The sequence below is a fragment of the Deinococcus grandis genome (assembly GCF_001485435.1).
GTDB classification, from domain to species: domain Bacteria; phylum Deinococcota; class Deinococci; order Deinococcales; family Deinococcaceae; genus Deinococcus; species Deinococcus grandis.
Genome location: NZ_BCMS01000001.1, coordinates 590,207 through 602,638 on the forward strand (window position 1 = coordinate 590,207; position 12,432 = coordinate 602,638).

The following is a 12,432-nucleotide window of genomic DNA, read 5'->3' on the forward strand; positions in this document are numbered from 1 at the left end:
GTCACCCGGCCCGCGTGACAATGCAGGCGTGACCCGCGCCCGACTCCTGCTGCTGCCGCTGCTGCTGGCCGCCTGTACGCCCACGCCCGCGCCGCCCGTCCCGGGTGACGACGTCCCCACCGTCCCGCGCGCCACCCGGCCCGCGCGGCCCAGCTGCGTCCTGAATCCCGCGTGGCTGTCCGCGCTGGGCGGCCCGGCCGGGCTGATGGGCGTGAACCTGCGCCCCGCGCCACTGGGCGCCCAGGCGACCCCCAGCCTGTTCGACCAGCTGCTGGACGTGCGCGAGGCCATCAACGGCAGCTACTGGGGCGAGTCCGGCGTGGACCTCCAGGCGCTGCACGAGCAGGCCGAGACGGGCGCCCGCACAGCGTTCGGGAACCTGCGCGCCGCCACGCTGAGCGCGCAGACCGACGCGTTCATGAACGACTACGTGGACGGCGTGCGCGACGGGCACACCTACTTCCTGGACGCCGCCGGGTTCAGGGCGTTCCGGGACAGCCTGAGCGCGGCGCCCACCCCCACGCCCCGCCTGGGCGTGCGCTGGGCGGCGGTGCCCGGCGAGGACGGCGCGGTGCTGCTCGACGCGTTCCCGGAGTGGCCCGCCGCGCAGGCCGGACTGACGCGCGGCGACACCCTGCTGAGCATCGGCGGGCAGCCCCTGACCCGCCAGCCCGGGGACAGCGACGCGGCGCATGCCGCGCGCCTGAGCACGCTGCTGGGACAGGCCAGCGCCGCCGGGGCACCCGTGACCGTCACGTACCGCCGCGCGCAGGCGGGCGCCGAGACGACCGCCAGCACGACCGTCACGCCCCGGGTCCTCAGCAGCGCGCCCCTGCCGTACGCGCGCACCGTCGCCCCTGGCACCGTGCTGCTGCGCCTGCCGACCTTCGCCACGTCCGGCGTCGCGCAGCAGGTGCACACCCTGATCGGGGGCGCGCAGCGCGCGGACGCGACCCACCTGATCCTCGACCTGCGCGGCAACGGCGGCGGTCTGCTGTCCGAGGCGATCGGCGTGGCGGGCGCCCTGGTCGGCGACCGCGCCGGGGAGACCATCGAGACCCTGGACGGGCAGGACGTCACCTACGCGTACCGGAACGGTCAGGTGCTCGCGGGCGTGAACTGCGCCCCGACCAGCCCGGTCCTGGGCGTCGGCACCCCCGCCCGCTGGGCGGGCCGACTGACCATCCTCGTGAACGAGGGGTCCGCCAGCGCCTCCGAGATCGTCGCGCAACTGGCCGCACAGACCGGGGCCATCCTGACCGGGGAACGCAGCTACGGCGTCGGGAACACCGTCACCGTGATCGGCGCCATCAGCGGTGACCGGGGCCTGAGCGTCACCATCGGCCGCGCGAACGACCTGCGCGGCCAGCCCCTCACGCCCGACGTGACCCCCGCTCCCGTCACCCCGGACGACCTGCGCGCCCTCGCCCACGGGCACGACCTGCCCCTGGAAGCCGCACTGAAATAAGCAGGAAGTAGGGAGTGGAACGGCGTCTGTCCCACTCCCTACTTCCCACTCACCACTGCCTGTCTCAGCATCCACTCCGCCTGCCGCAGCGCCCGTTCCTGCGCGAGGTGCGCGGCGTGGGCGTCCTCGCGGGTCACTTCGCGCAGGGTCAGGGTGTCGCCGGGGCGCAGCTGGCCCAGGCGGGGCAGGTCCGCCGTGATCACGACCAGCGGCGTGGGGTACCCGCCGTGCGTGCCCGCGTCGGGCAGCAGCAGGATCGGGCGGCCGTCCGGCGGCAGTTGCAGCAGGCCCGGCACGTTCGGGACGCTGGGCCGCGTCGGGTCGCGCGGGGCCGCGACGGACTCGGTCAGGCGGGCGCCCATGCGGTCCGCCTGCGGACTGACCGTGAAGGGCCGCGCCAGCAGCGAATCGCGCAGGTCGGCCGTCAGGTCGCCTGTGCCGAGCACCCGCAACTCGTGGTGGGGCCCGGTGGGCGTGCGGAGGTCCGGCGCGATGAACGCCCGCCGCGCCGCCTGCGCGGGCAGGGGAGACCACGTCAGGTGATCGCCGGGCCGCAGCGCCCGCCCCTGCACCCCGCCGAACCCCGCGCGCAGGTCCGTGGCGCGACTGCCGAACACCTCGTGCCCGTGCAGGGCGCCGCGCACCGCCAGGAACGCCCGCAGGCCCCGCGCGGTCCCGCCGACCGTCAGGGTCTGCCCGGTCTGCACCGGAACGGCCCGCCACAGCGGCAGCGGCGCGCCGTCCAGCGTCGCGTCGAACGGCGCGCCGCACAGACTGACCAGCGCCGCCTCGTGAAAGAGGACCGTCGGGCCGCCCAGCGTGACCTCCAGGCCCGCCGCGTCCGGCGCGTTGCCCACCAGGGCGTTCGCCAGCCGCCGCGCGACCGGGTCCGCCGCGCCGCCCGCCGGGACACCCAGCGCCCGCACGCGCCGCCCGGCGTCCTGCACGGTGGTCTGCACGCCCGCACGCAGGACGGTCGCGCCGGTGGCAAGCGGCCCGCCGGCCACCGGCCGGGACGCCCGGGGCAGGGGGGCGGTCACGCGCGCGCCTCGAACTGCACGCGGTCACCGGGCTGCCACGGCACCGGGGCCGCGCGGGACAGGTCGAAGAAATTCATGGCGGTGCGGCCCACCAGCCGCCAGCCGCCCGGCGTCTCACGCGGGTACACGCCCGCCCACGGGCCGCCCAGCGCGACGCTGCCCGCCGGGACCCGCTCGCGCGGGGCGTCCAGGCGTGGCATCCGCAGCGGCTCGGGCAGGCCGGTCAGGAACGCGAAGCCCGGCGTGAAGCCCAGGAACGCCACCTCCAGCTGCGCCGCGCACAGCGCCGCCACGAAGGCCGCGCGGTCCAGGCCCGCGTGCGCCGCGCACCAGTCCAGGTCCGGGCCGCCGAAGGTCACGGGCACCACCACCCGCCGCCCGGACCCGCCCGGCGCCGGGGTCAGGGTCGCCAGTCGGGCCGCCACGGTCTCCTGCACCGCCTCGCCCGCCGTGGGGGCGTCCAGCAGCAGGGTCAGCAGGTCCAGCGCGGGCACCGCCTCCTGCACGCCCGGCAGTGGGTGGGCGCGCAGGCTGGCGTACAGTTCGCGGGCCAGGGGCGTGCGGACGTTCAGCGCGGCGTCCCCCAGCCACTCGAAGGTCGGCAGGTCCGGGCCGGAGGGTGCAGGCATGCCCCAGCATACGGACCCGCGCGGGGCCGCGCCGGGCCGCTGTGCAGCCACACACCTGAGCAGCCACCCCGCCTCACGCATTCGCGCCCCGCGTTCCCCGCCGCACCCGCTACGCTGCGGATCATGACTGCCCCCACCCCGCAGCCCCCGAGGCACGTCCGCGCGGTCGCCGTGCAACCCCACTGGAGTGCGCGCGACTTCACGACCCCCGAGGCGTTCCGCCGCTGGATGCGCGCCCAGCTGGACATGGCCCGCCCGCACCTGAAGCCGGGCGGCGTGAACCTCGTCGTGCTGACCGAACTGAACGGCCTGCCGCTCGTGCTGCGCGGCGGCGGGTGGGCGCTGCGCCTGCAGACCTTCGAGCGGGTGGCGCTGGCGCTGTTCCTCGCGCGGCTGCCGCGCGCCCTGCCGGTCCTGCTGCGCGAGCGGGTGTCGCCCATCCGCGCGCTGCAACTGGCGGGCATCGACGCGAACACCGAACTGTACCTGCACACCTGCCGGGACCTGGCCCGCGAGTACGGCGTGTACCTCTGCTGCGGCAGCGCGCCCATGCCCCGCTATGCGCGCCACGGGAACACCCTGCGCCGCGCGCCCGGCGTCCTGACGAACCAGACCGTCCTGCTCGACCCACACGGGGACCTGATCGGCGTGACCGACAAGGTGCACCTCACGCCCGACGAGGAGGCCGGAGGTGTGGACCTCACTCCCGGCCACCTCAATGACCTGCGGGTGTTTCCCACGCCCGCCGGGGACCTGGGCGTCGCCATCAGCCTCGACGCATTCCGCGCGGACGTCATCGGGTCACTCGCCGCGCAGGGCTGCACCGTCCTGCTGCAACCCGACGCGAACGGCTCCCCCTGGACGGCCAAGGAGGGCCTCCCACCCGACCCCGCGCACCTGCGCGACCAGCCCGTCGCGTGGCTGGACAGCAGCTGGCAGGTCACCGCCCAGCGCCAGATCCCGTACGCCGTGAACCCCATGGTCGTCGGGAACCTCCTCGACCTGACCTTCGACGGGCAGAGCGGCATCACCGGCCCCGCCGAGGAAGCCCCCGGCCTACGCAGCTACGTCCTGACCGACCCGCGCCCCGGCTTCCTGGCCCTGACCCCCTGGGTCACGGACGGCACCCCCGACGAACTGCGGCAGGCCGGACTGGACCGCGCCGCGCACAGCGGCCACCCCCTGGAAAACCGGTACCGCGAGGACACCCTGCACGCCGACCTGACCCTCCCGCCCGCCACCCGCCCCGCGCCGCCCCACACCCCGCACGAGGACGCCCTGCAAGCCCTACTGCGCGGCGAGGCCCGCGCCCCCCACCCCGGCCGCTGGGCACTGGCCGCGCTGCCCCTGCTGGCCCTGCCCCTCCTCACGTGGTTGCGCCGCCGCCCCTGACCGGCATTTGACAGGACGCGCCCCCCCTCTTATACTTCCCCTCGCGCCTGAGTTCAGCGACGGCGCGCCCCGCCATGCAGGGGGGGTTGGCCGAGTGGTTGAAGGCAACGGTCTTGAAAACCGTAGTAGGGCAACCTACCGGGGGTTCGAATCCCTCACCCCTCGCCAACACATGACAACCGGACTGGAGAGGTGGGTGAGTGGCTGAAACCGCACCCCTGCTAAGGGTGTATACCGCAAGGTATCGAGGGTTCGAATCCCTCCCTCTTCGCCACCATTCAACGCGCCACACGTTGAATGCAGCCAACAGGATGTGCCCGTAGCTCAGCTGGATAGAGCGTCTGACTACGGATCAGAAGGCCAGGGGTTCGAATCCCTTCGGGCACACCAGACAAGAGCCCCCGCCGCGCGCGGGGGTTCGCTGTGTTCACCCCACCTGAGCACTCCTGCCCAGGCCCGTTCACGCCCACTTGCAATTTCCGCCCCGACCCTGTAATCTCTTTCGGCTGAGCAACAAGCTCCGCACCACACAGGACGTGCCCGTAGCTCAGCTGGATAGAGCGTCTGACTACGGATCAGAAGGCCAGGGGTTCGAATCCCTTCGGGCACACCACAGACAAAAGCCCCCGCCGCGCGCGGGGGTTTCTGCTGTACCGGGTTACTTGCCGTTCTTCGTGAGGCGGTACAGGGTGACGCCGTTGCTGACGAGCAGGACGACGCACAGCAGGGCCATGGGCCACTCCTGCTTGCTGGCGAAACGGATGGTCAGGATGCCCCAGCCGATCACCAGGGCGGTCACGAGCCAGATGCGCCACGCGGGCGCGTTCATCGCAGGAACCTCATGCCCCCAGGGTACGGGGCGGGTGGGGGGCCGGTGGTCCCGCGTCACCTCCCACCTCACCGTTCATCTCATTTCCCGAGGCTGGAGGCCAGGGCACGTTTCAGGGCGCCTTCGGCGTTCAGGGTGCCCGCGCCGCAGGTGTGGCCCGGCTGCGGATCACAGCGCCCGCCGGGGAAGGGCGTGGCGCTGCCCGTCAGGTACGAGCGCAGCAGCGCCGGGCTGAGTTTCGGCCGGACGCCCAGCAGCAGACTGGCGACGCCGGTCGCGTGCGGCGCGGCGAAACTCGTGCCGTTCGGGGCGCGCTGCCCGCCGGGTCCGCTGACGCTGACGGTGGGAATGCCGCGCGCAGGGTCGCCGCCGGGCGCGGCCAGGGCGACGCTGCGGCCCCAGTTCGCGTACGCGGGCCGCTGACCAGCCTCGCTGACGCTGGTGACGGTCAGGACGTTCCGGCACCCCGCAGGGGAGTACCCACCGGCGTCCTGGCCGTCGTTGGCAGCCCCCGCGATGACCAGCGCGCCCCGCGCGGTGACGGCGTCCACGGCAGCCTGCACGCGCGCGTCGCAGCCGGTCAGCGGAATGAAGTCCGCGAACAGGCTCAGGTTCAGCAGTTTCGCTGGGTTCGGGTTGGCGGGCGCGCCCGGCACGGGAATCCCGGCCGCCCACTTCAGGCCATCCACGAGGTCCGGCACGGTGATGGTGCCCTCGGTGTCGGCCACGCGCACGTGCACGATCCTCGCCGCCGGGTTGATGCCCGCCATGCCGCGCCCGTCGTGCGCCGCGCCGATCAGGTTCGCGATCACCTCGCCGTGGTACGCGAAGGTCCCGACGGCGCTGGCGTCCGCGTCCCGCCCGCTGCCGTCCCCGGCACGCCCGGCGTCCGTGACGAAGTCGTAGCCGTTCACGGCCCGCGCGCCCAGTTCCGCGCTGCGCACGAATCCTGTGTCCAGCACGGCGACCATCACGGGCGCGCTGCGTTCCAGCGCCCACGCCTGCGGCATACGGATCAGCGCGAGGTTCCACTGCTGCGGGAACAGCGGATCGCCGGGCGTCACCGCCTGAACGGTGGGGGGCGCGGGCGTGACCGGGCGCGGCGCCGGGGTCAGGGGCGAGAGGGGGGGAATCTCCTCCAGCGGCGCCGGGGACACGGGGGCAGGCAAGCCGGGCGAGGGGGGCAGGCTGGGAATGGACGTGGCGGCCAGGGCGGAGCCCAGCAGCAGGCCTCCCAGCAGCGCGTGAGGCAGGTGACGGCGGATCATCCCCCCAGTGTCCGGCGCGCCGCTGACGCGCACCTGAGTGGCCCTTGGGGATACCATCACCCCTATGACCCAGCCTGCCCCCAGCCACCCCACCGCGCGGCCCGTCGTGCTCCTGACCGGGGCGTCCAGCGGGATCGGCCGGGCCACCGCCACGGAACTCGCCAGCCTGGGCTACGCGCTGGTGATCGCCGCCCGCCGCGCCGACGACCTGCACGCCCTGGCGCGGCAACTGGACCCCAGTAGTACCCGCGTGCTGGCCGTCCCCACCGACGTCACCGACGACGCCTCGCGCCGCGCGCTCATCGCGGCGGCCCACGCGCACTTCGGGCACATCGACGTCCTGATCAACAACGCGGGCGTGACCATCGAGAAGGGTTGGTGGTGGGACGACACCGACCCCCTGCGCGTCCTGCGCGTGAACGTGGAAGCCCCCATCGAACTGACGCGGCTGGTCCTGCCGGAATTTCAGGCGCGTGGCAGCGGCCACATCCTGAACATCGGGTCCGTCGCCGGACGCGCCGCGACGAACGGCATGTACTCCGCCAGCAAGTTCGGCATTCGCGGCTTCAGCCTCGCGCTGCGGCGCGAACTGCTCGGCACCGGCGTGCACGTCAGTCTGGTCGCCCCCGGCTTCGTGAAAAGCGAGATGACCGCCAGCGCCCGCCTCCCCATGCCCGGCCCCGAGGTGGTCGCCCGCGCCGTGGCCCGCGTCCTGCTGCAACCGAAAGCCGAGACCATCGTCCCGCGCCTGTACCGCCCCCTCGTATGGCTGGAAGGCCTGTTCCCCGCACTGGGCGACGCGGTCGTGCAGAAACTCATCTACCGCCGCTACGACCACAGCAGCGACACGAACCGCTGAGGATCAGCGCCAGTGCTGCGCCGGGCGGCCCTGCGCGTCCTTCCAGGCGTCCCAGCCGTTCACGGGCCGCACGCAGACCATCGCGGCGGCCTCCGAGGCGGATTTCAGGTCCAGGTCGCGGGTGAGTTCCAGCCGGGCGTCGTCCAGGGGGCGCAGCGTTCCGTCGGCCACCCAGGCGTCCCGCCGCGCCATGAACTTCTGCCAGCCCGGCTCGTCCCGGCGGCGCGCCGCACACTGACTGCCCGCCAGCAGCCGCCACGTCCCGCCCGGCAGGTAGAGGGCCTGCGCCGCGCAGCCCAGCGCGCGGAACGTGAAGCGCACACCCCCGGCCGCCTCTGCGCTGCCTGCAGGGGTCTGTGCGCCCAGCAGCACGTCCCGTTCCTGCTGCGTGATACGGACTCCGGTTGAAAGGTTTGCACAATCTTTCAACCCGAGCGGAGCGAGCGGGAGAGAAGCGGGTTCCAGACGTGGAGTTAACAGATCGGTGGAGTTCCGATCTGTTAACGAAACAAACGGAATCCGTATGACGCGGTTCATCTCGGCGGCCGCCTGCGCCGCCAGCGCGAAGGACGCGATCCCGAACTGCCGCTGCACGTCCGCCACGACCGGGGTCTTCTCGCGCAGGATGCGCGCCTCGTCCAGGCGGCGCTGCTGCTGCGCCTGCACGCGCGCCACCGCCGCCCGCGCCCCATCGGCACGCCACACGGCCGGGTCGAACAGCAGCGCGAAATCATCCGCGAACGGTTGCGGCTCGCGGCCCAGTTCCAGACGCAGCACCTCGTGTTCCTCGAAGGTCCCGCCCGGCTGGTGCAGGCGGTCCAGCACGGCCCACACCCGCCCGTTCGTGAGGACCGCCCAGGGGGTCTTCTCGCTGGCGGCGTACGTGACGACCTGCTGGTAGTCCCGCGGGCCCAGCGTGACGGTCATGCCCTTGAGTTCCAGCGCGAACGTGCCGCTGCCCGCCCGGATCAGGAAGTCCGCGCGGTGCCCGGCGCCGTTCGTCTCCTCCGGCACGACCTCCGCCGGGTTCCAGATGTCGAACCCCGCCGCGTGCAGCAGCCGCAGCACGACGGCCTGCCGCACGATCGCCTCGCCGGGCGGGGGAGCGTGGGCCAGCCACGCCTGGATGTGCGTGACGGCCTCCTGAACGGCGTCGGTACGGCTGGACATGTGCGCGGAGTCGACCAGCGACCCCGCGCCTGCACGGACGGAAACGGGACCGACGAAACCGCGCCCCCCGTGTGAACCGGGGGGCGCGCTGCCGGGTGCTGGTCTTAGCGGCCGACGCTGTAGCGGACGGTGTCGCTCGTCCAGTTCTGCTGGGGCACAGGCTGCTCGACGGGGTTCACGACGATGCTCAGCGCCTGCGCGAAGCCCGCCTGGGTCCTGGGCTGCACGGTGGCGAAGGTCTCGCCCTGGCGGTAGCTGCTGAGCTGGTCGAGGTCGAGCGGGGTGCGGCTGGCGATCACGAGGACCTTGTTGATGCCGCGCGGGCCGCTGATGTTGAACACGAAGTTGTCCCCCTGGGCCGGGAAGGTGCGGGTCTGCCCGGCGCGGACGTAGGCGCTGCCGCTCAGGCGGTTGGGGAGGATCTGGTCGGTGGTGCCGTCGGGGTTGATGTTGAACAGGTACACGTACGCGTCCTCGTTCACGGTGGTGCCGATGCTGATGCGGTCGCCGACGCGGTACACGGGGGTGCGGTCGCCGCTGGTGTCGCGGTCCACCCAGACCTTCACGCTCAGGTCGGTGGGGACGGGGTTCACGATGATGCTCTGCGCGCTCAGCTTGGGCGCGGCAAGGGCGGGGGTGGCGGCACCGAGGATGGAAGCGGTCAGGGCGAGCAGCAGGGCGGGCTTCTTCATGGGGGGCTCCAGGGGACGGGCCGGATCTCCGCCGCGCGGTGATTCTCGCCGTGCGGGAGTGCGTGGAGACCGGGGGTGTTGTCCTGCCCTGAATGGTAAGGAAGGTCACCTGACGGGCGGTGAAGGCAGGCTGACTCAACATGAGCTGGAACGTGGCCCGGCTCATGATCGGCCGATCAGAATTCAGCTGGCCGGGTCAGAGGGGACAGCAGAAGCGGCCCGCCGGATCGCTCCGGGGGCCGCCTAATCTGGCAGGGATACTAGGATTCGAACCTAGACAAACAGATCCAAAATCTGTTGTGCTGCCATTACACCATATCCCTGTACTGCTGCCGAAACATGCGTTTCAGGCGGGTACGAGTATAGGGGTGCCCGGCGCCGCAGGTCAAGATACGGGTGTGGGCGCCGCCTCGATGACGGTCAGGCCCGCGAACTTCAGCAGCAGCCGCTTCTGGCCCACACCGGGGAAGTACAGCAGCACCTCGCGCCGCTCGCCCTGATGGAAGCCCTGCATGAACACGCCCTCGCCGAACTTCGGGTGCCGCAGCCGCAGCGGCTGGGTGGTACTCACGGCGCGCTGCAACTCGCGGCTGGGGATGCCCAGGCGGGCGCTGACCTCCGGCAGGGACAGGCCGTGCAGGTCCAGCAGTTCGCGCGCCTGCGTGGGCCAGCTGGGCGGCAGCGCCGGAACGTCCGGCAGCGGCGCGCTGTCCGGTCGCGTGGGCGGGAGGTCGTCCGTATCGGGCACCGGGACCTCGGCGGGGCGGACGGTCAGGCCCGGGACGCTCTGGAGGAACGCGCGGGTGGCGAGCTTGTCGGTGGGGCGCCGCTCGCCGCTGGGCAGCGTGGGCGAGAAGCAGCGGCTGACCGCGATGCACTCGAAACACCCCTGCGCCTGCTGACAGCACGCCTTGCTCGTCAGGTCCAGCGCCCGCTGCAGCAGGTCGTCCATGTGCTCGAACGCCCGCCGGGCCACGCCCAGGCCGCCCAGCCAGTCGTCGTACAGGAAGAAGTACGTGTCGCGCCCCTCGCGGAACGCGCCCGCCAGGTCGTTCTCGTCGCAGGCCACGCGTTCGGGCGTGACCTTCTGCAGCAGGTGCTTGAGGGTGTGCGCCACGGCGGTGGGCCGCTCGGTGGCGCGCGGGTCCACGCCGACCTCCAGCGCACTCGTGCGGAAGGGCGGCAGTTCGGTGGGCTGCTCGTACAGGTGCTCGGAGAGCTTGTGGTCCTGCATGCGGTCCTGGATGCGGCCCCCGCAGCGGGCGCAGCTGCGCTCGGTCTCGCCGGGTTCGCGGTCGCAGCCGACGCAGACCCGCTCGAACACCTGCCGGAGCATCTGGTACCCGGTGTAGCGCCGCCGGATGACGACCTCGCCGTGCCGGAACGCCAGCGGGCCGCGCCGCTCCCACTCGCCCATGCGGGCCGGGGTGACCTCGATGGCGTACAGACCGCGCGTGAACAGGTTCGCGGCGTCGTGCTTCTCGACCAGGATCGCCGTGCCCGCCGGGTGCTCCTCCCAGCGCAGCACCTTGTACCCCTGCCCGTCCAGGGTGAACACCGCGCCCTCGTGCTTCTCGGTCAGGGCGTAGTGCTGACTGGGGCTCTCCAGCGGGGCGTCCAGTGCCCGCGCGCCGTGCCGTTCCCACTCGGCGGCCTCGACCACCGCGAACTTCAGGCTGCCCTCGCCGCGCAGGTTCCAGTAGCGCGGGCTGGGCTGCGCCTCGTGCGGTTCCGGCAGTCCGGCGGCGTGGAACTCGTCGTTCGCGCGGGCCGCGTGCCGGGGCGACAGGTACGGGTTGTGCGCCTCCACGACCGCCTTCTCGATCGGGCCGGTCAGCAGTTCCAGGAAGTTCCCCGCGTTGCTGTAGAACGCGTCCGCCGGTTGCGGCACGCCCTGCTCGTTCAGCGCCGGGAGGTACAGCACCAGCCCCGGCGCGATCCGCCCCGCCCGCCCCGCCATCTGCCGGAACGCCATGCGGCTTCCCGGGTACCCGTCGATGATCACGACCTCCAGATCCCCGATGTCCACCCCGGCCTCCAGCGCGTTCGTGGCGAACATCACCCCGCTCCTGGCGCGGCGGAACTCCGACAGGCGACCCTCGCGGTCACTCGTGCCCGCCATGTACAGGTGCGCCCGGCGCGCGTACTGCGGCTGCGCCCGGTACGTGGAGTACAGGCGCGCCGCCCGCGACCGCCCCCGGAAAAACGCCAGCACCTTCAGGTCGTACCGCTCGCTGGCGTCCATCACCGCGTTCCAGAAGCGCCTCGGCTGCCCCCTGTGATCCGCCAGCACGAACCGCTTGCCGTGCCGCGCCGCGCCGGACTCGCTGACCTCCACGGCGTCCACGCCCGTCAGTTCCCGCGCGAACTCCGCCGGGTTCCCGATGGTCGCGGTGCTCAGGATCACCTGCGGGTCCGCGCCCAGCGCCCGCGCCAGCGCCAGCAGGCGGCGCAGCATGCCCGCCACCTCGCTCCCGAACCCACCCCGGTACGTGTGCGCCTCGTCCAGCACCAGAAACGAGAGGTTGCGCAGGAACTCCCGCACGCCCGGCTGCGTCAGCGACCAGTGCAGCTTGTCCGGCGTGGCCGTCACCATCCGCACGCCGGGCCGGAACACCACCGACCCCTGCGCGCTGCCCTGGAACGCCGCCACCTCCCACGGGAATCCCCCGCGCTCGCGGAAGGCCAGCAGCTTGTCCCGCTGATCCTGCCCCAGCGCCACGAGCGGGTACACGAACAGCGCCGTCGCGCGCGGGTCGCGTTCCAGCCGGTCGAACACGCCGGGGAAGAACGCGCCCGTCTTGCCGCTCGCGGTGGGCGTCGTGATGATCACGTGCCGCCCGTCCCGCATCAGCTCGTACGTGCGCGCCTGATGCGCGAACACCTCCGGGAAGCCGAAGCCCCGCGTGACCGCGTCGCTCCAGCCCAGCCCCGACGCCGCCACCGTCCGCGCGTCCTGCGGCCACTCCTCGTGCAGGCGCGTCGCCCCGCTCCCCAGCGTGTCCCGCAGGAAGCCCTCCAGACGGGCGAAGGGAGAGCGGGCGGGCAGCATCCCCACAGTCTAGAGCCGCGCGCACACACGCAA

At 72.8% G+C, this 12,432-nt stretch carries 10 protein-coding genes and 5 tRNA genes; 7 read left to right on the forward strand and 8 right to left on the reverse strand.

The genetic code is table 11. From position 1 onward, the window contains the following. Positions 1-28 precede the first annotated feature (28 nt). Positions 29-1,468: a S41 family peptidase gene (locus DEIGR_RS02885; RefSeq protein ID WP_058975121.1), complete on the forward strand. Its 1,440-nt coding sequence runs from the start codon at positions 29-31 to the stop codon at positions 1,466-1,468. A gap of 38 nt (positions 1,469-1,506) precedes the next feature. Here DEIGR_RS02885 and DEIGR_RS02890 read toward each other — a convergent pair whose 3' ends face one another. After that, positions 1,507-2,508, reverse strand: coding sequence for a 5-oxoprolinase subunit C family protein (locus DEIGR_RS02890; protein WP_236704638.1), 1,002 nt, complete (start codon positions 2,506-2,508; stop codon positions 1,507-1,509). Further along, a complete protein-coding gene (locus DEIGR_RS02895) occupies positions 2,505-3,137 on the reverse strand; it encodes a 5-oxoprolinase subunit B family protein (protein ID WP_058975123.1) in 633 nt (210 codons plus the stop codon). Before DEIGR_RS02895 ends, DEIGR_RS02890 begins: the two co-directional genes overlap by 4 nt. A 123-nt stretch (positions 3,138-3,260) precedes the next feature. Between DEIGR_RS02895 and DEIGR_RS02900 the strand changes: the two genes are divergently transcribed. The 5 genes from DEIGR_RS02900 to DEIGR_RS02920 all read left to right on the forward strand — a co-directional run bounded on the left by DEIGR_RS02900 (position 3,261) and on the right by DEIGR_RS02920 (position 5,142). Beyond that, a complete protein-coding gene (locus DEIGR_RS02900) occupies positions 3,261-4,529 on the forward strand; it encodes a nitrilase-related carbon-nitrogen hydrolase (protein ID WP_058975125.1) in 1,269 nt (422 codons plus the stop codon). Positions 4,530-4,609: 80 nt separating this feature from the next. Next, positions 4,610-4,697: transfer RNA gene (locus DEIGR_RS02905), tRNA-Ser, on the forward strand. 18 nt (positions 4,698-4,715) lie between these two features. After that, a tRNA-Ser gene (locus DEIGR_RS02910) sits at positions 4,716-4,803 on the forward strand. Positions 4,804-4,842: 39 nt separating this feature from the next. Further along, positions 4,843-4,919: transfer RNA gene (locus DEIGR_RS02915), tRNA-Arg, on the forward strand. A gap of 146 nt (positions 4,920-5,065) precedes the next feature. Next, positions 5,066-5,142, forward strand: a tRNA-Arg gene (locus tag DEIGR_RS02920). A 45-nt stretch (positions 5,143-5,187) separates the two neighbouring features. Here the strand turns inward: DEIGR_RS02920 and DEIGR_RS21055 are convergent. After that, on the reverse strand, positions 5,188-5,358 hold the full coding sequence (locus tag DEIGR_RS21055) for a hypothetical protein (protein ID WP_169796847.1): 171 nt from the start codon (positions 5,356-5,358) through the stop codon (positions 5,188-5,190). Positions 5,359-5,438: 80 nt separating this feature from the next. After that, entirely contained in the window at positions 5,439-6,626 is a 1,188-nt protein-coding gene (locus DEIGR_RS02925; RefSeq protein WP_058975127.1) for a S8 family serine peptidase, read from the reverse strand. Between the two features lie 64 nt (positions 6,627-6,690). Between DEIGR_RS02925 and DEIGR_RS02930 the strand changes: the two genes are divergently transcribed. Continuing rightward, positions 6,691-7,485 (forward strand): SDR family NAD(P)-dependent oxidoreductase, encoded by a 795-nt coding sequence (locus DEIGR_RS02930; RefSeq protein ID WP_058975129.1) that lies wholly within the window; start codon positions 6,691-6,693, stop codon positions 7,483-7,485. A gap of 3 nt (positions 7,486-7,488) precedes the next feature. Here DEIGR_RS02930 and DEIGR_RS02935 read toward each other — a convergent pair whose 3' ends face one another. The 4 genes from DEIGR_RS02935 to DEIGR_RS02950 form a co-directional block, all read right to left on the reverse strand. Further along, positions 7,489-8,655, reverse strand: a complete 1,167-nt coding sequence (locus tag DEIGR_RS02935) for a DUF4357 domain-containing protein (RefSeq protein WP_058975131.1) — start codon at positions 8,653-8,655, stop codon at positions 7,489-7,491. A 104-nt stretch (positions 8,656-8,759) separates the two neighbouring features. Continuing rightward, positions 8,760-9,347: a DUF4384 domain-containing protein gene (locus tag DEIGR_RS02940; RefSeq protein ID WP_058975133.1), complete on the reverse strand. Its 588-nt coding sequence runs from the start codon at positions 9,345-9,347 to the stop codon at positions 8,760-8,762. Between the two features lie 249 nt (positions 9,348-9,596). Next, positions 9,597-9,670, reverse strand: a tRNA-Gln gene (locus DEIGR_RS02945). A 62-nt stretch (positions 9,671-9,732) separates the two neighbouring features. Beyond that, a complete protein-coding gene (locus DEIGR_RS02950; RefSeq protein ID WP_058975135.1) occupies positions 9,733-12,399 on the reverse strand; it encodes a DEAD/DEAH box helicase in 2,667 nt (888 codons plus the stop codon). Positions 12,400-12,432: the final 33 nt, after the last annotated feature.